We start from the raw sequence: 18,523 nt of genomic DNA, 5'->3' as shown, positions 1-18,523 counted from the left end.
ACGGGGCCCCTCCCGGCGGTCACTTGACGCCCAGGACCTGCTCCACCGGATCGATCGCGAAGTACACCAGGAACAGCGCCGAGACCCCCCACAGCAGCCAGTTGACCTCCCTCGCCTTGCCCAGGACCGTCTTGACGACCACGTAGGACACGAAGCCCGCGCCGATGCCGTCGGTGATGGAGTACGTGAACGGCATCGCGGCGATGGTGAGGAAGGCCGGTACGGCGATCTCGTACCTGTCCCAGTCGATGTGCTTGACGTGGGTCATCATCAGGAAGCCCACCGCGATCAGCGCGGGCGCCGCCGCCTGCAGCGGGACGATGGTGAGCAGCGGGGTGAGGAAGAGGGCGAGGCCGAAGAGGCCGCCGGTGACGAGGTTGGCCAAACCGGTGCGGGCGCCCTCGCCCACGCCGGCGGCGGACTCGATGTAGGCGGTGTTGGAGGAGGCGGAACCGAGACCGCCGGCCACGGCGGCGGCGCCGTCGATGAACAGGACGCGGCCGAGGCCGGGCACCTGTCCCTTCTCGTCCAGCAGCCCGGCCTCGGCGCTGATGCCGACGATGGTGCCCATGGCGTCGAAGAAGTCCGACAGGATGAGGGTGAAGACCAGCAGGACGGCGGTGAGCACGCCGGCCTTGGCGAAGCCGCCGAACAGGCTGAAGTGGCCGACCAGTCCGAAGTCCGGGGCGGCGACGATCCGGTCCGGCACCTCGGGCGTGGTCAGTCCCCAGCTCTTGATGTCGGCGACGGCGTCGATGACGATCGCGACGACGGTCATCGTCACGATGCTGATGAGGATCGCGCCCTTCACCTTGCGGGCGAGCAGCGCGATGGTGAGCAGCACGCCGAGGCAGAAGACGAGGACCGGCCAGCCGGTGAGGCGCCCGACGGCGCCGAGTTGCACGGGCACGGTGGTGTGCGCGGCATCGGGGATGCGGCTGACGAACCCGGCGTCGACGAAGCCGATGAAGGCGATGAACAGGCCGATGCCGACGCCGATCGCCTGCTTCAGCTGGTGCGGGATCGCGTTCATGATCGCTTCACGCAGCCCGGTGAGGACCAGGAGGCAGATGACCAGGCCCTCGAGGACGACCAGGCCCATCGCGTCGGACCAGCTCATCAGCGGGGCGAGCTGGAAGGCGACGACGGCGTTGAGGCCGAGGCCGGCGGCGATCGCGAGCGGGAGATTGCCGCCGACGCCCATGACGATCGTCATCACACAGGCCACCAGCGCGGTGGCGGTGACGAGTTGGCCGGTGTCGAGGGAGTGGCCGAACTTGTCCTTGGCGCTGCCCAGGATGATCGGGTTCAGGACAAGGATGTAGGCCATGGTGAAGAACGTGGCGAAGCCGCCGCGTATCTCCCGGCCGTACGTGGATCCCCGCTCGGAGATCCGGAAGTACCGGTCGACGCCGTACCGCGCGGGTGGCGCGGCGCTCGGACGCTGATCCACCTTCTGCGTCTCGGACATGGTCCAACTCCTCGGTGCCTGGTGTTCGGTGCGCTGATGCTGGCTGGATTGTTCCCTCGTCGAACCTGTTTCAGGTTTTCCCCGTGTTACGGAATCGGGTTCGGGCAGCCATACGCTGTTCGAGGACCCGCACGAGTCCATGGTGATCACTGGTACAGTTCCGCATCTCGTTCCGGCGCACGGCTGTTCGACGCCGGAGGACCGCTGCGAGGAGAGACCCGTGGGCACAGTCGTCGATGACGCCGCCTCCGTGGAGTTCCGTGCCTTCTTCGAACAGCACTACGCGGAACTCTCCCGTCTCGCCCACCTCCTGACCGGTGAAGCGGACGCCGCCGACGACCTGGCCGCGGACGCGTTGCTGGCGCTGAGGACCGTCGGCACGGCCGGGTACAGGGAGGCCAGGACGACCGCCACGGCAAGCATCTGCTGCCGGGTCGACCAGAGGTAGAGGATCAGGCCGAGCGCCGCTCCCGCTCCGATCAGGACGGCCAGGCCGAGGCGCCCGGCGGGCTGCCGGAAGCGGGCGGCGTGCCGGCCGGCGCCCGGCAGCAGGAGGAGGACCGCGGCGAGCCGGCCGGCCGCCACGGGCCACAGACCGCTCGCCGGATCCGCCTGGGCGAGCCCGAGATACTGGACGGCCACCCCGAGGCTCGCCGCCAGGCCGTCCGCCGGCCGCCGGCCGCCGCCCGGAGGCTGCCGGGTCGTCATGTCCCCTGCCGCCACCGGCGACCAGCCACAGGGCGGGCACGGTGACGCAGATGCCCAGCCAGGCCGGCGGGCTCGGCCGGTCGTGCAGAAAGAGCACACCGCACACGACGGACAGGGCCACTCCGGTGACGGCGCTCACCGGTACCACGACGCTCATGGCACCGAAGTGCGTCGACGGGACAGCAGCCCGCCGGCGAAGTCGACGAGGCCGTAGCAGGCGGCGGAGGCAAGCGCGAGGAATGCACCCATCCGCTCCGGGTGCCCGGCCGCCGCCGTACCGATCCCGCCGGCCGGGATGTACGAGCTGCCGGCCGGCCCCCGCCACGGCACGGTGCTGCCGGTGACGGGGGCCGAGTACGAGCGGCTGCTCGCCGCCTGCCCGGAAGGACTCAGCTGACGAAGTACGTCGGGTTCGGCAGCTTGTAGGTACGGTCGGCGTAGCCGCCGTCCAGGTCCGAGTACTGGTCGCCGAAGTTGGCGATGATCTCGTACCCGAGGTCGTCCTCGATGTGCTCGCGGGTGCCGGACTTGTACTGGACGGTCGTGCAGTTCCAGGTGCCCGGGGTGGCGCAGTCACCCAGGTAGGCCGGCGGGTTGGCCTTGTCCTTGAGGAACATGTGGTCGGCGTCGAGGTTCACATCGGCGCCGACCTTCTTCAGGTTCGCCACGGCGGCGGTGCGCTGCGCCTCGCTGAGACCGGAGTTGTAGAAGACCTCGACGCCCTTGGACTCGGCGTACCGGACCAGCTCGGGGGTGCCGAAGACGGCGGGGCGGTCGGCGCGGTTCACGTAGTCGGCCCATGTGGTGCCGTTGTACGTGTAGTTGTAGCGCTTCTCGTAGTCGAGGCTGAGCAGCAGCGTGTCGTCGATGTCGAAGACGACGGCCGGCTTCTCGCCGTGCCGGTGCGCCTTGCGGGCCGTCTTGTCGATGTAGTGCCTGGCGTCGGCGTCGATGCGCGCCAGGTCCTTGGCGTACGGGCTGTCCGGGGACGCCTGGTAGACGCCGTTGCCGTCGGCGGTGGTGCCGTAGTAGGTGTCGATGTCCTTCACCAACTGCCCGATGTTGTAGGGCTCGTGGGTGGAGTTCGCCGTCGACTGACCGGCGGTGGCCGCGCCCGCGCCGTACAGCGCCGCGCCGGCAACGACACAGACGGCGCCGGCCGCGACCGCCTTGAGGGACTTCCGCATGGATTCTCCGGATCTGGTGAATGGGAGTGATGTACCAGGTCACAGACTGTCTACGCGCATCACACCTACACGGGGAGCCTTGTTATCCGATCGATACGCAGCCGAGGGAGGCGGCCCTGCTCACTGTGCGGGTGTCTGCGAAACGGCACGATCAGCACTCCTTCCAGGGTGCCCAGCCCCCGAGGTAGGCCGTCCTGGTCGCCGACCGGGCCTGTGCGTCCGTCAGGTGGGGCCGGTTCTCCGCGGCGGTGACGGCCGCGCCGGGGCCGGTGTTGCGGTACTCGGCGAACCGCTGGTCCTGCCAGGGGTAGGTGGCCGACATGTCGGCGTAGGGGGCGACCGCGTCGATGCCCGGGCCGAGCCAGGTGTCGCGGACGGTGAACATCGGGCGGGCGGTGCGGTCGGAGCCGGGCACCCAGGGGCGGGCCAGCTTGTAGTGGGCGTCCGGGGCCTCGCTGGTGACCCTGCTGCGCGGGACCAGGTAGCCGCGCGGGTTGGCGACGGCCGTGGAGGGCGCGAAGACGAAGCCGTAGGGTGCTGTGGCCAGGTCCGTCCGGTTCAGGGTGTGGAAGTGGCAGTGCTCGTACACCCGTTCCGCCACGGCTTGGTGGGGTTGTAGTTCTGCAGGCTGTAGTAGAAGACGCTGAGCACCGGGTAGGCGATGAAGCCCAGCATCAGCAGGTACGGCAGCCTGCGCGGGGTCGCGGAGGCACGGCGCCGCCGGGGCGCGGGCGGTTTCGCCACGGCTGCGGCTTGGGCCATGACTGTTCTCCGTTCGCGATAGGGAGTGCAGGAAGCGCTTGCTACATGTCCATGGGTGAGGTGCTTCCCGGCATGGGGGTGGGTCAGCCGGCGTACGGGTCCGGGACCGTGCCCGGGCGGGCCAGGAACTCGAAGTCGCAGCCGGTGTCGGCCTGCGTGATCTGCTCGTTGTGGAGCGCGCCGTAACCGCGCGCGTAACGGGCTGGCGGCGGGGTCCACTCGGCCCGCCTGCGTGCCAGCTCCGCGTCGTCCACGTGGAGATGAAGGGTGCGGGCGTCGACGTCCAGGGTGATGGAGTCGCCGGTGCGCACCAGCGCCAGCGGTCCGCCGACGTACGACTCCGGCGCCACGTGCAGCACGCAGGCGCCGTAACTCGTGCCGCTCATCCGGGCGTCGGAGATCCGGACCATGTCCCGCACGCCCTGCTTGAGCAGGTGCTCGGGGATCGGCAGCATGCCGTACTCGGGCATGCCGGGGCCGCCCTTGGGCCCGGCGTTGCGCAGCACCAGCACGCTGTCGGCGGTGATGCCGAGCGAGGGGTCGTTGATGGTGCGCTGCATCGTCCGGTAGTCGTCGAAGACGACGGCCGGACCGGTGTGCTCGAGCAGCCGGGGTTCGGCGGAGATGTGCTTGATGACGGCGCCGTCCGGGCAGAGGTTGCCGCGCAGGACCGCGACTCCGCCCTCTGCCGCGACCGGGTTGCCGCGGGGCCGGATGACGTCGTCGTTGTGCACCTGTGCGCCCCTCAACTGCTCGCGCAGGGTGTTGTACGAGACCGTCGGCCGGTCCAGGTGGAGCAGATCGGGGATCCGGGAGAGGAAGCCGGGCAGGCCGCCCGCGAAGTGGAAGTCCTCCATGAGGTAGCGCTGTCCGCCGGGGCGGACGTCGGCGAGGACCGGGACCGTGCGGGCGATGCGGTCGAAGTCGTCCAGGGTGAGCCGGACTCCGGCCCGGCCCGCCATGGCGATCAGGTGGATCACGGCGTTGGTGGAGCCACCGAGGCCCAGGACGGTCGTCACGGCGTCCTCGAAGGCCTCGCGGGTGAGGATCTCGCTCAGCTTCCGGTCCCGGTGGACCAGTTGGACGATCGTCAGGCCCGCCTTGGCGGCCATCCGGTCGTGTCCGGAGTCCACCGCCGGGATGCTGGACGCACCGGGCACGGTCACGCCGAGCGCCTCGGCGGCGGCGGTGAGCGTGGACGCCGTACCCATGGTCATGCAGTGGCCGGGTGAGCGGGCCAGGCCGCTCTCCAGTTCGGTCATCTCGCAGTCGCCGATGAGGCCGGCCCGCTTGTCGTCCCAGTACTTCCACATGTCGGTACCGGAGCCGAGCACCTCGTCGCGCCAGTGCCCCGGGAGCATGGGCCCGGCCGGCACGAAGACGGCCGGCAGATCCACGGAGGCGGCACCCATCAGCAGGGCGGGCGTGGACTTGTCGCAGCCGCCCATCAGCACGGCGCCGTCCACCGGGTACGACCGCAGCAGCTCCTCCGTCTCCATCGCGAGCATGTTGCGGTAGAGCATCGGGGTCGGCTTCTGGAAGGTCTCGCTGAGCGTGGAGACCGGGAACTCGAGGGGGAAGCCGCCCGCCTGCCACACTCCGCGCTTGACGGCCTGGGCTCGGTCACGGAGGTGGACGTGGCAGGGGTTGATGTCGGACCAGGTGTTGAGAATGGCGATGACCGGCTTGCCGAGGTGCTCCTCGGGCAGGTAGCCGAGCTGGCGGGTGCGGGCGCGGTGGCTGAAGGAGCGCAGGCCGTCGGTGCCGTACCACTGGTGGCTTCTCAGGTCCTGAGGGCGCTTGCGGGGTGCGTCCTTTTCGCGGGGTGCGTTCATATCGACCATCCGGCGGCGATGGCGGCGACCTCGGCCCGCTCGTCCTCGGGCAGCGGCTTGCTCGGCGGGCGGACGTCCCGGCGGCACAGGCCGAGCGCGGCGAGCGCCTCCTTGACGACGGTGACGTTGTTGGCGGAGCCGTGAGCAGCGCGCAGCTCCTCGAAGCGGCGGATGCGCTCCCAGATCTTCATGGCGGCGGGGTAGTCACCGGATCGAAGCGCTTCGAGCATGTTCAGCGAAACGGCCGGGGCGACGTTCACCAGCCCGGAGGTGAAGCCGGTGGCGCCCGCGGAGAAGTAGGAGGGGGCGTACGGCTCGGCGAGACCGGCGACCCAGACGAACCGGTCGAGGCCCGCGTCCCGCGCGAAGGCCGCGAACCGTGCGGCATCCGGGACGGCGTACTTGACGCCGATGACGTTCGGGCAGTGGTCGGCGAGTTCGGCGAGGCGGGCGCCGGGCAGCTGGGCGTTGCGGAGGTACGGCACCACGCCCAGCTCGGGGACCGCCTCGGCGATGGCGCGGTGGTAGTCGACCCAGCCGGCGGCCGAGACATACGGGTGGACGGGCTGGTGGACCATGACCATCTGGGCGCCGAGATCGCGGGCGTGCCGGGCGGAGGCGATCGCGGTGGGCACGTCGTGCCCGACGCCGACGAGGATCACCGCACGGCCGCCCGCCTCCTCGACGGTCGACTCGGTGACGAGGCGGTGCTCTTCGGGGGTGAGGGCGTAGAACTCGCCGGTGTTGCCGTTGGGGGTGAGGGTGCCGATCCCGCCGTCGAGCAGGCGACGCAGCACGGCCCGGTGGGTGTCCCGGTCGACGGAGCCGTCCTCGGCGAAGGGGGTCACCGGGATGGCCACCACGTCGGCCAGGGCCGCCCGCTGGGTCTCGAACGTCACGCTGCTCATTGATGACCTTCCTCTGGCTGGGGCTCGGTGCCCGAGGGGAAAGCTCGCCGTACGAAGGACGCGATGTGTGCGTACAGGGCGGTTGCGGCGCCGTCCGCGTCACCGGCGAGCGCCAGCCGCAGGATCTCCCGGTGCTCGGTGGCCTCCCGCTCCCAGGACGGGTCGGCCGCCCAGGCGACGGCGGAGACGAGGGCGGCCTGGTCGCGGACCTCGTCCAGCATCCGGCCGAGCAGCGGGTTGCCGCAGGGCAGGTAGAGGGCGCGGTGGAACTCCCGGTTGGCGAGCGAGCGTTCGGCGGTGTCGGTGGCGTCGCCGGCGCGGGTCAGCGCGTCGCGGGCGTCTTCGAGGGACGCCCCGCGCCGCACCGCCCGCCGCAGGGCCTCCGGCTCCAGCAGCAGCCGCACGTCGTAGACCTCGCGTGCCATGTCCGCGTCCACCCTGCGCACCGTGACGCCCTTGTACTGGCTCATCACGACCAGGCCGGTCCCGGCGAGCGTCTTCAGGGCCTCCCGCACCGGGGTCTTGGACACCCCGAACTGCGCGGCCAGCTCCGTCTCGACCAGGGCCTGGCCGGGCGTCAGCTGCCCCGTCAGGATGCGGTGCCTGATCGCGTCCAGCACGTATTGCGTGCGGGACGGGATCGGGATGGGCACAGAGGTCATGCGGCCCTCTCGGATCTCACATATCGCGTCTCATATATGACGTACGAAGTACGACGCGTTGAAGGTAGGAGGGGGCCCGCGTTTCGTCAATGCTTCTGACAAAGGAAGCCGGGCTGCGGGGCGGAGACGCTCAGACGGTGCGGGTGCCGTCTTCGACCGCCATGTGCGTGGGCCGGCCGGAGACGGCGGCGGCGCGGGCGGCGGCCGCCTCGCGGGTCAGCGTGGGCCCAACATGCGTGACGAGCAGCTCGCGCACGCGGGCGTCGCGGGCGATCCGGCCGGCGTCCTCGGGCGTCAGATGCACCTGTTGCGATGCTTCGCCTTCGCGATGCTCGTCGATGTCCGCCTCGCACAGGAACAGGTCCGCGCGGGAGGCGAGTTCGGCGAGGGCCGGGCAGGGCCCGCTGTCCCCGGAGTACGCCAGTACGCTCCCCTGGCACTCGGCGCGCAGCCCGTACGCCTCGGTGTCGTGGGCGACGGCGCGGGCGGCGAGGCGGAGGTTCCAGTGCCGGACGTCGTGGCCGTCGTACAGGTCCCGGAAGTCGAGGACGCCCTTCAGGAAGTCGACGTCCGGTCGCCCGAAGAAGCCGGCCAGCCGACGGGCGCAGTCCGGTGGGGCGTACACCGGGACCGGCGCGGGCGGGGTCATCCCGCCGTAGGCGAACGCGTAGGCGGCCGCGAGCAGGTCGGCGCTGTGGTCGGCGTGCAGGTGCGAGATCCAGATCGCGGTGAGCCGCGCGGGGTCCGTGTGCCGCTGCAACGCGGCGAACGTCCCGGGGCCCGCGTCCACCCACACCTCGGCGCCCCCGCCGGACAGCAGGTACCCGGAGCACGGCCGGTCGGGGCCCGGGTGGGGGGAGGCGGTGCCGAGGACGGTGAGGGTGAGCGGCATGGGAGCGAGCGTACGACGGAGAGGTCCGGTCAGGGCGCCGGAAGCGTGAACACCAGGTACAGCACGGACAGCGGCGGCACCAGGGCGAGCAGGGCCGCCCAGACGCGCGCCGCCGACCAGCGTCGCTTCCAGGGCAGCAGCCACGCGGTGAGCAGGGCCGCGAACGAGAGCGGGCCGCCGAGGAGGAGCATGCCGTAGATACAGGTCAGCGCCGTGTCCAGGGCGGCCGAGCAGTCGTCGGGGCCACAGCTGTCCGTGGCCATGGCGGACAGTCCGCCGAAGAGGAGGGCGAGCGGGCCGAGCGGAACCATCAGGGCCGTCGCCACCGCGGGCGCCACCCAGCCCCGGGGATCCCGTTCCTTCCCGGCCGCCGGGCCCGGCACCGTCGCGATGTGCTGTGTCGTCATGTGGTCATCGAACCGGCACCGCCGGGCCCGGCACACCGGCCGGGGTACTCATGCCGTACCTGTCCTCCTACTCAGTGCCGCTGCTACGGCCGCCACCCCGGGTCCCGCCCACTCAGTCCAACCGCCCGGTCCAGCAGCGGTGCGTCCGCCGGGACCGGGACGACCGGGCCGAACAGGCCGTTGCCGCGGCCGGGGTCGTCGGCGGCGGCGAGGAGGAAGCCGTGGGCCGATTCCAGGGCGGCCGGGTCCGGGGCGTAGTCCTGGCCGGTGGCACGGGCCAGGTCCCAGCCGTGGATCACCAGTTCGTCGGCGACGACGGCGCCCGCGACCGCGCCCGGCAGGTCCCCCCCGCCGGCCCGGGTGCCGCCGGTCCAGGCGGCCGGGTCGCGCCAGGCGTCGGCCAGGTCGTCCAGCGCCTTGGGCAGCTCCTCGCGCCAGCCGGGGCCGATGTCCGGGGCGGCGGCGTTCGGGTTCGTGTCGGTCGTCGCGCCGAGGTCCTTGCGGGCCGCGTCCCGGAAGGCCACGGACAACATCAGGATGTGCCCCAGCAGGTTCCGCACCGCGCAGTCCGGGCACGGCGTGACGGCCGTCAGCTGCGCGTCGGCCACGGACTCCGCGAGCCGCGCCACGATCCTGGTCTGCGGGCCGAGATCCACCATGGTCATGCCCTCACTCCTCGGGGGTTGCGCTTCTCGTACGGAGGACTGACCGCTTGGCTCCCCGGAACTCATCGGTGTCACGAAGGGTCGCTCGGAAATTCAGTCCCGGGACGGCACACCTAGAGCACCTGACCGATCCCGAGGTCCCCGCCTCAGGCCCACGATGGCCGGGCATGACGACTTCCTGGACCGTGGTCCGCGTCCTGCGGGACCGCAATGCGGGGCTGTACCTCATCGGCCTGGTGGTGTCCGCCTTCGGCACCTCCTCGCTGTGGCTGGCGTCGGGTGTGTGGGTCAAGGACCTCACGGGGGCCGCGGTGGCCGCGCGGGCCGTGCCGTCGGACGCGGTGGCCCTGGTGTCGGGTGTGGCCAGCGGTCTGGGCCTGCCCTGCGTGCTGATCGCCGCGTTCACCGCCGTCCAGCACGAGACCCCCGGCCCGCTGCTGGGCCGCGCGACGGCCACCGCCAACACGCTGATCTTCACCCCGAACGTGCTCGGCCTCGCCCTCGGGGCCGGCCTGGTCGAACTGGCCGGTACCGGGCTGCTGTTGCCGATCTACGGCCTCGCGCTGGTCCTGACGGCGGTCCCGCTGGCTCAGCGGGCGGACAGCGCCTCCCGCACCGCCGCCAGGTCGCCGTCCGACGCCAACCCGGCGTGATACAGCCGCAGTTCCGTGGCCCCCTCGGCACGCGCGCGTGCCGCGTCCGATGCGAGCGTGCCGGGACTGCCGCCCATGCCGGTGACGACCGTGAGGTTTGCGGCCAGCACCGTCCGTTCCCGCGCCCGTTCGGCGAACGGTGCCAGCAGCGCCGTACCTCCCGTGCAGGGCACCACCACGCCGTCGGCCACCGACAGGATGTGGGCGGGATCGACGCCCGCGTTGGCGCCGCAGTGGTAGGAGACGGGGTCGGCGTGCAGCAGGATCTGGAAGGCGTCGGACGCGGCGGCGCGTACGGCGGCGACGGCCTCCTCCTGGAGGGTGCGGGCGGTCCGCTCGCGCCACGCGCGCGTGGCGGCCGCCGTGTCCTGGCCGAGCAGCTTCTCGGCCGTGGGCCAGCCCTCGTCGTCCGCCGCGCCCCGCCACAGCGGCTCCAGCGCGGTCCGCACGGCCGCCGCCAGCTCGTCGGCGTCGAGGCCCTGTCCGCCGTAGCCGGCGCGGCAGGACGGGCAGAAGCACAGGGACATCAGGTACTGCCCGGCGTCCCCGAGGCCCACGCCGGAGGTCTTGTCGTGGGCGTGCAGGTGCTGGAGCCCGTACCAGCCGAGGGACTCCAGCTCGGTGCCGTGGGCGCCGGGGCGTACGGCGGCCTCGGCGGCCAGGTCGACCAGGTACGCGCGTGTGGCGGGCTGGGCGATGCAGGGGGCCCACGGGTAGCGGTCCCCGTAGGCGTTGACGACCGAGGTGTCCGGATGCTCGGCGCCCAGCCGGGAGTTGTGGGCGAGGACGACCCAGGTGTGCACCTCCAGACCGGCGCCGGTGAGGGCCTCGGCGGCCTCGCCGTACGCGTTGCCGGGGGCCCAGCGGCCGGCGGGGTACGGGCGCAGGCCGCGGCCCGCCCAGCGGTCGCCCGGCGGATACAGGACGGCCGCGTACTCGGCGGTGACGATGCGGTGGCGCGGGTGGCGGGGGGTCAGGGTCCGGGTGGAGTGGTAGGCGGCGGCCAGGGTCACCTGCTCCACGCCGGTACCCGCGATGCGCGCGGGCGCCTCCGGGTCCCCGTTGACGTCCCAGGGGTAGACGAACGCCGACGCCTTCACGCGTCCTCCTCCAGCAGCGCGTACCCACGCTCGATCAGCTGAGCGAGCTGTTTGACATGGTCCTCGCCCGGCTCGTGCAGCGGGGGCCGGACCTCGCCGACGTCCAGGCCGCGCAGCCGTACGCCGGCCTTGACGAGGGAGACGGCGTAGCCCCGGCCCTGGGCGCGCAGTTCGACGAACGGGCGGTAGAAACCGTCCAGGAGGTGCTGGACGGTGGTCGTGTCGCCCGTCTCCAGGGCACGGTGGAAGGCGAGGGCGATCTCCGGGGCGAAGCAGAACACGGCCGAGGAGTACAGGGTGATGCCGAGGGCGCGGTAGGCGAGCTGGGTCTGCTCGGCGGTGGGCAGGCCGTTGAAGTACAGGAAGTCGCCGGGGGCCTCGGTGCGGACGGCGCTGACGATCCGCTGCATCAGGTCGAGGTCACCGAGGCCGTCCTTGAGGCCGATGACGCCGTCGGTGCGGGCGAGTTCGACCACGGTCCGCGGGGTGAAGACCGCGTTGTCACGCTGGTAGACGATGACCGGCAGGGCGGTGGCCGCGGCGACCTCCCGGTAGTGCCGCAGCAGTCCCTCCTGGCCGGCGAGCACGAGGTACGGCGGCATCGCGAGGAGGCCGTCGGCGCCCGCGTCCGCGGCGAGACGTGCGTAGCGGACGGCGAGCGCGGTGCCGTAGCCGGCGCCCGCGACGACCGGGACGCGGCCCTCGGCCGCCTCCACCGCCACCCGGACGCAGGCCTGGAACTCCTCCGGCAGCAGCGCGTGGAACTCCCCGGTGCCGCAGCAGGCGAACACGGCGGCGGCACCGGCCGCGACCCCCCGGCGCACATGGGTGCGGTAGACGTCGAGGTCGAGTGAGCCGTCGGGGCCGTAGGCCGTGACGGGGAAGAACAGCGGCCCGCTCGGATCGCGGAGCCGGGCGGCGAGAGGGGCTGGCGTCACGGGCGCTCCCTGTCGGTGCATGCTTCTGACCGTTGTCTATGTTTCTGAACGAACTCACGCTACGGGTCCGCGTCGGAGCGGGTCAAGCGCATCAAGAGGCAAGACAGCGGCGGATTCCACCCTGTCACGGCACACTTGACGAGGCATGTCGCCGCTCCCTAGCGTGTCCATGCATGTGAATTTCGTCCACACATACGGTCCACACATACGGCCGTTGACCGCCAAGGAGACCGAGAATGCCCGCTCCCCGCACCGTTCTGCTCACCGGCGCCACCGGCGGGGTCGGCTCCCTGATGCGGTCCCTGCTGCCCGGCTACGGCCACTCGCTGCGCCTGTTCGACATGCGCCCCGTCGACGGCGAGCCGGACGCGATCACCGCGGACCTCTCCGACAAGGAGGCGGTGCGCGAGGCGGTGCGCGGGGTGGACGCGATCATCCACCTCGCCGGGATCTCCCTGGAGGCATCCTTCGAGAAGATCCTGAAGTCGAACATCGAGGGCACCTACAACCTGTACGAGGCCGCCCGCCTGGAAGGCGTGCCCCGGATCGTCTTCGCCTCCTCCAACCACGCCGTCGGCTTCACCCCGGCCCCGGGCGCGGGCGATCCGCTCATCCCGGTCGACACCCCGCACCGCCCGGACACCTTCTACGGCCTGTCGAAGTCCTTCGGCGAGGACCTGGCCCAGCTCTACTGGGACAAGCACGGCCTGGAGACCGTCTCGGTGCGCATCGGCTCCTGCTTCCCCGAGCCGACCAGCGTGCGCATGCTCTCGGTGTGGATGAGCCCGGCCGACGGCGCCCGCCTCTTCCACGCGGCCCTGACCGCGGAGCACGTCGGCCACACGGTGGTCTACGGCTCCTCCGCCAACACGCGCCTGTGGTGGGACCTCACGACCGCACGGGCACTCGGCTACGAGCCGCAGGACGACTCCGAGCCGTACGCCGGGAAGCTGATCGCCGAGCAGGGCGATCTGGACCCGCGGAACCCGGCCCACAGCCACCTGGGCGGGCACTTCGTCAGCGACCCGCCGATCTGGCCCTACTGACCCGCGCGACTGCGTCGCGACGGCGGAAAAGGATCGCTCACAGCGGCGGGCGGGCACCGAACGGGCCCGCCCGCCACCGTGTTCGGGCATGCACGGCGCCCGCTCCCACCCCGCGGCGCACGGCGCCGCAGGTCCGCGGCGGGCACATCGCGCGGCAAGCGGGCGCACCCGGGCAGCATCGGATCCGCAACAGGCCTGGTCAGCGCCGCGCACCCGCTGTAGAACTTCCCCCATGGGCCCGAACGGGCAGCTCCGCGGGGAAGTGGGTGACGAGATGGGCACAAGGACGGCGGAAGAACGCCGGCGCGAGATCGTGCGGGCCGCGCGCGCCACCGGCTCGGTCGACGTCACCGCGCTCGCCGCCGAGCTGGACGTGGCCAAGGAGACCGTCCGGCGCGATCTGCGCGCCCTGGAGGACCACGGCCTGCTCCGCCGCACCCACGGGGGCGCCTGTCCGGTGGAGAGCGCCGGCTTCGAGACGACGCTCTCCTTCCGCGCCACCAGCCATGTGCCCGAGAAACGCAGGATCGCGGCCGCCGCCGCCGAGCTGCTCGGGGACGCCGAGACCGTCTTCGTCGACGAGGGCTTCACCCCGCAGCTCATCGCCGAGGCACTGCCGAGGGACCGGCCGCTGACCGTGGTCACCGCGTCCCTGCCGGTCGCGGGCGCCCTCGCTGAGGCCGAGCACATCTCGGTGCTGCTGCTCGGCGGCCGGGTCCGCCCGGGCACGCTCGCCACCGTCGACCACTGGACGACGAAGATGCTGGCCGGCTTCGTCGTCGACCTCGCCTACATCGGGGCCAACGGCATCTCCCGCGAACACGGCCTGACCACGCCCGACCCGGCGGTCAGCGAGGTCAAGGCGCAGGCGATCCGGGCCGCGCGGCGGACCGTGTTCGCGGGCGTGCACACCAAGTTCGGCGCGGTCAGCTTCTGCCGGTTCGCCGAGGTCGGCGCGCTGGCGGCGATCGTGACGAGCACCCTGCTCCCGGCCGCCGAGGCCCACCGTTACTCCCTGCTGGGCCCGCAGGTCATCCGGGTCTGAACTCCCCACTCGTCCCCCTGGGGGCGTTCCACACCTCCGGGCGCCCCTTATGCCCTCATATCTCCAGGAGCGATCCATGCGCACCCCGAGCCGACGGAGGCCGCGAGCCACGCTCGCCATGGCCGCCGCAGGGACGCTGCTCGCCCCGCTGCTCTCCGGCTGCTGGGCCGGTGCGGGCGGGACCGGTTCCGGCGGCGACTCCATCAACGTCCTGATGGTCAACAACCCCCAGATGACCGAGCTGCGGAAGCTGACCGCCGGGCACTTCACGAAAGAGACCGGCATCAAGGTCAACTTCACGGTCCTGCCCGAGAACGACGTCCGCGACAAGATCAGCCAGGACTTCGCCAACCAGGCCGGCCAGTACGACGTGGCCACCCTGTCCAACTACGAGATACCCATCTACGCCCGCAACGGCTGGCTGCACCCGATGAACACGTACGTCGCGAAGGACCCGTCGTACGACGAGCAGGACGTCCTGGGCCCCATGCGCCAGTCCCTCACCGGCGACGACGGCAAGCTCTACGGTCAGCCCTTCTACGGCGAGTCGTCCTTCCTGATGTACCGCAAGGACGTGTTCGCGGCGAAGGGCCTGACGATGCCCGCCCACCCCACCTGGCGGCAGGTCGCCGACCTCGCCGCACGGGTGGACGGGGCGCGGCCCGGCATGAAGGGCATCTGTCTGCGTGGGCTGCCCGGCTGGGGCGAGCTGATGGCACCGTTGACGACGGTCGTGAACACCTTCGGCGGCACCTGGTTCGACAAGGACTGGAAGGCCCGGCTCGACTCCCCGGCCTTCGAAAAAGCGACGAAGTTCTACGTCGGCCTGGTCCGCGAGCACGGCGAGTCCGGCGCCGCCCAGTCCGGCTTCGCCGAGTGCCTGAACAACATGACCCAGGGCAAGGTCGCCATGTGGTACGACGCCACCTCCGCGGCCGGACTGCTGGAGGCGGCCGGGTCCCCGGTCAGGGGCAGGCTCGGTTACGCCCCCGCCCCCGTACAGGAGACGAAGTCCTCCGGCTGGCTCTACACCTGGGCCTGGGGCATCCAGCAGGCCTCCCGCAACCCCGACAAGGCCTGGAAGTTCGTCTCCTGGGCGTCCGGCAAGGGCTACGAGCAGCTCGTCGGCGACACCAGCGGCTGGTCGGACGTCCCGGCGGGCAAGCGCGCGTCGACCTACGAGAACGCCGCCTACCGCAAGGAGGCCGCCGCCTTCCAGGACATGACCCGGGAGGCCATCGAGAGCGCCCGGCCGAACGACCCCGGCGTACAGCCGCGTCCCGCGCCCGGCATCCAGTTCGTCGGCATCCCCGAGTTCACCGACCTCGGCACCAAGGTCTCCCAGGAGATCAGCGCGGCCATTGCCGGACGCCAGTCCGTCACCTCGGCCCTGAGGAAGTCCCAGAAACTCGCCGAGCAGATCTCCAAGGAGTACGAGGGACGATGACAGCGACGACAACGGCCCCGCTCGCGGCCACCCCCGCACGGACGGTACGGCAGCCCCCGGCCCGGCTGCGGGCCTGGGCCACCCGCGCCCCACTGCTGCCGGCCCTGGTCTTCATGATCGCGGTGACCCAGCTGCCGTTCGTGGCCACGCTGGTGATCTCCTTCTTCGACTGGAACGCCCTCTATCCCAAGGCCCGCCGCTTCACCGGCCTCGACAACTACCACCAGGTACTCACCGACGCCGGCCTGCGCCACTCGGTGTGGACGACCGTGCTGCTCACGGTGGCGGTGGTACTGGCCAGCCTGGTGCTGGGGCTCGTGCTGGCCCTGTTGCTGGACCGCAGGTTCCGCGGCCGGGGCATCGTCCGCACCCTGCTCATCGCGCCCTTCCTGGTGGTGCCGGTGGCCGCCGCCCTGCTCTGGAAGCATGTGCTCTACAACCCCGAATACGGCCTGCTCAATGGGCTGTTGCACTATGTGGGCGGCCCACAGCTGGACTGGATCTCGCACACGCCGCTGCTCGCGGTCGAGGTTTCCCTGGTGTGGCAGTGGACGCCGTTCATGATGCTGATCCTGCTGGCCGGACTGCAGAGCCGGGACCAGCAGCAGATCGAGGCCGCCCGGGTCGACGGCGCGAGCGACTGGCAGGTCTTCCGCCACCTCACCCTGCCCCACCTGCGCCGCTACCTGGAGCTGGGCGCCCTGCTCGGGTCGATCTACATCGTGCAGAACTTCGACGCGGTCTTCACGATCACCTCCGGCGGCCTCGGCACCGCGAACCTGCCCTACACCGTCTACCAGAGCTTCTACCAGGCCCACGAGAACGGGCTCGCATCCGCCGCGGGCGTCCTGGTGGTCATCGGCTCGATCGTCATCGCCACCTTCGCGCTGCGCGTGGTGTCGTCCCTGTTCCGCGAGGAGGTGTCCCGCGCATGAGTACCGTACGGCGAGGCGGGCTGGGTCTGCTGGCCTGGCTGACCGGGATCGTGTTCTTCCTGCCGATCGCGTGGATGGCGCTGACGTCGTTCCACTCGGAAGCCGACGCGGCGGCCAACCCGCCCTCCTTCGCGGCGTCGCTGACGCTCGACGGCTACCGCGAGTTCTTCGGCAGCGGCGGCGGCGCGAGCCCCTGGCCCGCGCTCATCAACTCGACGGTGGCGTCGGTGGCGTCGACGCTCTGCGTTCTCCTGCTGGCCCTCCCGGCGGCCTACGCGCTGTCGATCCGGCCGGTGCGGAAGTGGACGGACGTGCTGTTCTTCTTCCTGTCCACGAAGATGCTCCCGGCCGTGGCGGGCCTGCTGCCGATCTACCTCTTCGCCAAGAACGCCGGGATGCTCGACAACATCTGGCTCCTGGTCATCCTCTACACCTCCATGAACCTGCCGATCGCGGTGTGGATGATGCAGTCCTTCCTCGCCGAGGTGCCGGTCGCCGTCATCGAGGCGGCACGGGTGGACGGTGCCCGGCTGCCGGTCATCCTCGCGCGCGTGGTGGCCCCCATCGCCCTGCCCGGCATCGCCGCGACCGCACTGATCTGCTTCATCTTCAGCTGGAACGAGCTGCTGTTCGCCCGGGTCCTGACGGGCGTGGTCGCCGAGACCGCCCCCGTCTTCCTGACCGGCTTCATCACCAGCCAGGGCCTGTTCCTGGCCAAGGTGTGCGCCGCGTCGCTCGTCGTCTCCCTGCCGGTGCTCGCCGCGGGGTTCGCCGCCCAGGACAAGCTGGTCCAGGGCCTGTCGTTGGGAGCCGTGAAATGAAGGCCGCCGTCATCGAGTCCGTGGGCCGCGCCGTCGTCACCGAGGTCCCGGACCCGACGCCAGGGCCCCGCGAGGTCGTCGTCGAGGTCGCCGCGTGCGGTCTGTGCGGCACGGACCTGCACATCCTTCAGGGCGAGTTCGCGCCCAAGCTGCCGATCGTGCCCGGACACGAGTTCGCGGGCACGGTCGTCGGCGTCGGCACCCAGGTCACCGAGGTCGCGGTCGGCGACCGGGTGGCCGTGGACCCCTCCCTGTACTGCTACGAGTGCCGCTACTGCCGTACCGGCCACAACAACCTGTGCGAACGGTGGGCCGCGATCGGCGTCACGACGGCGGGCGGGGCGGCGAAGTACGCGCTCGCCCCGGTCGCCAACTGCGTGAAGCTCCCCGAGCACGTGCGCGCCGAGGACGCGGCCCTGGTGGAGCCGCTGTCCTGCGCGGTGCGCGGCTACGACGTCCTGCGCTCCCGCCTCGGCGCCCACGTACTGATCTACGGCTCCGGGACCATGGGCCTGATGATGCTGGAGCTGGCCAAACGGACCGGCGCGGCGAGCGTGGACGTGGTCGACGTGAACCCGGCCCGCCTGGAGACGGCCCGCCGGCTCGGCGTCTCGGGCGCGGCGGCGGGCGCGGACGAACTGGACCGGCCGCAGGGCTGGGACGTGGTCGTGGACGCGACCGGCAACGCGGCGGCGATCCAGGACGGCCTGGACCGGGTGGCGAAAGCGGGCACGTTCCTGCAGTTCGGGGTGGCCGACTACGCGACCCGCGTGACGATCGACCCGTACCGCGTCTACAACCAGGAGATCACCATCACCGGTTCCATGGCGGTACTGCACAGCTTCGAGCGGGCGGCCGAGCTGTTCGCCGGCGGGGTGCTGGACCCGGAGGTGTTCATCAGCGACCGGGTCCCGCTGGAGCGGTACCCGCAGGCGCTGGAGCAGTTCGCGGCGGGTGTGGGGCGGAAGATCGTCGTGGTGCCGTAACCCGTTCGGCAGGTAAGGGAACAGTAAAGCGGTGTCGTTCGTTCACCGGGCATGA

16 protein-coding genes and 4 pseudogenes are annotated in these 18,523 nt (G+C 71.4%); 8 read left to right on the top strand and 12 right to left on the bottom strand.

From position 1 onward, the window contains the following. Window positions 1-19: 19 nt before the first annotated feature. Window positions 20-1,471: an NCS2 family permease gene (locus AC07C1_RS20170; RefSeq protein WP_478940717.1), complete on the bottom strand. Its 1,452-nt coding sequence runs from the start codon at window positions 1,469-1,471 to the stop codon at window positions 20-22. Between the two features lie 220 nt (window positions 1,472-1,691). On the opposite strand from AC07C1_RS20170, the pseudogene AC07C1_RS20165 reads away from it, so the two are divergent. After that, window positions 1,692-1,838, top strand: a pseudogene (locus AC07C1_RS20165) (SigE family RNA polymerase sigma factor); the annotation flags it as partial. Between the two features lie 730 nt (window positions 1,839-2,568). On the opposite strand, the gene AC07C1_RS20160 reads toward AC07C1_RS20165, so the two are convergent. From AC07C1_RS20160 to AC07C1_RS20120, 9 genes and pseudogenes are all read right to left on the bottom strand, one after another. Next, the gene (locus AC07C1_RS20160) at window positions 2,569-3,366 is read right to left on the bottom strand and encodes an HAD family acid phosphatase (RefSeq protein ID WP_478940715.1); all 798 of its coding nucleotides are present in this window, start codon (window positions 3,364-3,366) and stop codon (window positions 2,569-2,571) included. 151 nt (window positions 3,367-3,517) lie between these two features. Further along, window positions 3,518-3,964: pseudogene (locus AC07C1_RS20155) on the bottom strand (pectinesterase); the annotation flags it as partial. Next, window positions 3,955-4,269: pseudogene (locus tag AC07C1_RS20150) on the bottom strand (carbohydrate ABC transporter permease); the annotation flags it as partial. The pseudogenes AC07C1_RS20150 and AC07C1_RS20155, both read right to left, overlap by 10 nt. After that, window positions 4,212-5,963 (bottom strand): L-arabinonate dehydratase, encoded by a 1,752-nt coding sequence (araD, locus tag AC07C1_RS20145; protein WP_478940714.1) that lies wholly within the window; start codon window positions 5,961-5,963, stop codon window positions 4,212-4,214. The gene araD and the pseudogene AC07C1_RS20150, both read right to left, overlap by 58 nt. Then, window positions 5,960-6,871 carry a dihydrodipicolinate synthase family protein gene (locus tag AC07C1_RS20140; protein WP_478940712.1) on the bottom strand — a complete coding sequence of 304 codons (912 nt, stop codon included), beginning with the start codon at window positions 6,869-6,871 and terminating at the stop codon, window positions 5,960-5,962. Before AC07C1_RS20140 ends, araD begins: the two co-directional genes overlap by 4 nt. Then, window positions 6,868-7,533 (bottom strand): GntR family transcriptional regulator, encoded by a 666-nt coding sequence (locus AC07C1_RS20135; protein WP_478940710.1) that lies wholly within the window; start codon window positions 7,531-7,533, stop codon window positions 6,868-6,870. The genes AC07C1_RS20140 and AC07C1_RS20135 overlap by 4 nt, the downstream gene beginning before the upstream one ends. 130 nt (window positions 7,534-7,663) lie before the next feature. Next, on the bottom strand, window positions 7,664-8,425 hold the full coding sequence (locus tag AC07C1_RS20130) for an MBL fold metallo-hydrolase (RefSeq protein WP_478940709.1): 762 nt from the start codon (window positions 8,423-8,425) through the stop codon (window positions 7,664-7,666). A 29-nt stretch (window positions 8,426-8,454) separates the two neighbouring features. Continuing rightward, a complete protein-coding gene (locus AC07C1_RS20125; protein WP_478940707.1) occupies window positions 8,455-8,832 on the bottom strand; it encodes a hypothetical protein in 378 nt (125 codons plus the stop codon). An 83-nt stretch (window positions 8,833-8,915) separates the two neighbouring features. Then, on the bottom strand, window positions 8,916-9,497 hold the full coding sequence (locus AC07C1_RS20120; protein WP_478940706.1) for a TIGR03086 family metal-binding protein: 582 nt from the start codon (window positions 9,495-9,497) through the stop codon (window positions 8,916-8,918). A 296-nt stretch (window positions 9,498-9,793) separates the two neighbouring features. On the opposite strand from AC07C1_RS20120, the pseudogene AC07C1_RS20115 reads away from it, so the two are divergent. Continuing rightward, window positions 9,794-10,150: pseudogene (locus AC07C1_RS20115) on the top strand (MFS transporter); the annotation flags it as partial. On the opposite strand, the gene AC07C1_RS20110 reads toward AC07C1_RS20115, so the two are convergent. Together AC07C1_RS20110 and AC07C1_RS20105 are read right to left on the bottom strand one after the other, a co-directional pair. Further along, a complete protein-coding gene (locus AC07C1_RS20110) occupies window positions 10,087-11,250 on the bottom strand; it encodes a hypothetical protein (RefSeq protein ID WP_478940704.1) in 1,164 nt (387 codons plus the stop codon). The pseudogene AC07C1_RS20115 and the gene AC07C1_RS20110 overlap by 64 nt on opposite strands. Then, on the bottom strand, window positions 11,247-12,188 hold the full coding sequence (locus AC07C1_RS20105) for a 5-dehydro-4-deoxyglucarate dehydratase (RefSeq protein ID WP_478940702.1): 942 nt from the start codon (window positions 12,186-12,188) through the stop codon (window positions 11,247-11,249). The genes AC07C1_RS20110 and AC07C1_RS20105 overlap by 4 nt, the downstream gene beginning before the upstream one ends. A 236-nt stretch (window positions 12,189-12,424) precedes the next feature. Here AC07C1_RS20105 and AC07C1_RS20100 point away from each other — a divergent pair, with 236 nt between their 5' ends. The 6 genes from AC07C1_RS20100 (at window position 12,425) to AC07C1_RS20075 (ending at window position 18,468) form a co-directional block, all read left to right on the top strand. Beyond that, window positions 12,425-13,234, top strand: coding sequence for an NAD-dependent epimerase/dehydratase family protein (locus AC07C1_RS20100; RefSeq protein ID WP_478940700.1), 810 nt, complete (start codon window positions 12,425-12,427; stop codon window positions 13,232-13,234). A 274-nt stretch (window positions 13,235-13,508) separates the two neighbouring features. Then, window positions 13,509-14,279 carry a DeoR/GlpR family DNA-binding transcription regulator gene (locus AC07C1_RS20095; protein WP_478940880.1) on the top strand — a complete coding sequence of 257 codons (771 nt, stop codon included), beginning with the start codon at window positions 13,509-13,511 and terminating at the stop codon, window positions 14,277-14,279. Window positions 14,280-14,355: 76 nt separating this feature from the next. Continuing rightward, window positions 14,356-15,726 carry an ABC transporter substrate-binding protein gene (locus tag AC07C1_RS20090; protein ID WP_478940699.1) on the top strand — a complete coding sequence of 457 codons (1,371 nt, stop codon included), beginning with the start codon at window positions 14,356-14,358 and terminating at the stop codon, window positions 15,724-15,726. Continuing rightward, entirely contained in the window at window positions 15,723-16,661 is a 939-nt protein-coding gene (locus AC07C1_RS20085; protein WP_478940697.1) for a carbohydrate ABC transporter permease, read from the top strand. Before AC07C1_RS20090 ends, AC07C1_RS20085 begins: the two co-directional genes overlap by 4 nt. Next, window positions 16,658-17,482 carry a carbohydrate ABC transporter permease gene (locus AC07C1_RS20080; protein ID WP_478940695.1) on the top strand — a complete coding sequence of 275 codons (825 nt, stop codon included), beginning with the start codon at window positions 16,658-16,660 and terminating at the stop codon, window positions 17,480-17,482. The genes AC07C1_RS20085 and AC07C1_RS20080 overlap by 4 nt, the downstream gene beginning before the upstream one ends. Further along, window positions 17,479-18,468: a zinc-dependent alcohol dehydrogenase family protein gene (locus AC07C1_RS20075; RefSeq protein WP_478940693.1), complete on the top strand. Its 990-nt coding sequence runs from the start codon at window positions 17,479-17,481 to the stop codon at window positions 18,466-18,468. Before AC07C1_RS20080 ends, AC07C1_RS20075 begins: the two co-directional genes overlap by 4 nt. Window positions 18,469-18,523: the final 55 nt, after the last annotated feature.

The sequence above is a fragment of the Streptomyces sp. NPDC045022 genome, from assembly GCF_056432605.1.
This window is presented reverse-complemented; position numbering and strand designations above follow the sequence as displayed.

Coding starts and splice junctions, on each gene's coding strand:
- AC07C1_RS20170 (WP_478940717.1), bottom strand. CDS start 1,471: ATGTCCGAGACGCAGAAGGTGGATCAGCGTCCGAGCGCCGCGCCACCC.
- AC07C1_RS20160 (WP_478940715.1), bottom strand. CDS start 3,366: ATGCGGAAGTCCCTCAAGGCGGTCGCGGCCGGCGCCGTCTGTGTCGTT.
- araD (WP_478940714.1), bottom strand. CDS start 5,963: ATGAACGCACCCCGCGAAAAGGACGCACCCCGCAAGCGCCCTCAGGAC.
- AC07C1_RS20140 (WP_478940712.1), bottom strand. CDS start 6,871: ATGAGCAGCGTGACGTTCGAGACCCAGCGGGCGGCCCTGGCCGACGTG.
- AC07C1_RS20135 (WP_478940710.1), bottom strand. CDS start 7,533: ATGACCTCTGTGCCCATCCCGATCCCGTCCCGCACGCAATACGTGCTG.
- AC07C1_RS20130 (WP_478940709.1), bottom strand. CDS start 8,425: ATGCCGCTCACCCTCACCGTCCTCGGCACCGCCTCCCCCCACCCGGGC.
- AC07C1_RS20125 (WP_478940707.1), bottom strand. CDS start 8,832: ATGACGACACAGCACATCGCGACGGTGCCGGGCCCGGCGGCCGGGAAG.
- AC07C1_RS20120 (WP_478940706.1), bottom strand. CDS start 9,497: ATGACCATGGTGGATCTCGGCCCGCAGACCAGGATCGTGGCGCGGCTC.
- AC07C1_RS20100 (WP_478940700.1), top strand. CDS start 12,425: ATGCCCGCTCCCCGCACCGTTCTGCTCACCGGCGCCACCGGCGGGGTC.
- AC07C1_RS20095 (WP_478940880.1), top strand. CDS start 13,509: ATGGGCACAAGGACGGCGGAAGAACGCCGGCGCGAGATCGTGCGGGCC.
- AC07C1_RS20090 (WP_478940699.1), top strand. CDS start 14,356: ATGCGCACCCCGAGCCGACGGAGGCCGCGAGCCACGCTCGCCATGGCC.
- AC07C1_RS20085 (WP_478940697.1), top strand. CDS start 15,723: ATGACAGCGACGACAACGGCCCCGCTCGCGGCCACCCCCGCACGGACG.
- AC07C1_RS20080 (WP_478940695.1), top strand. CDS start 16,658: ATGAGTACCGTACGGCGAGGCGGGCTGGGTCTGCTGGCCTGGCTGACC.
- AC07C1_RS20075 (WP_478940693.1), top strand. CDS start 17,479: ATGAAGGCCGCCGTCATCGAGTCCGTGGGCCGCGCCGTCGTCACCGAG.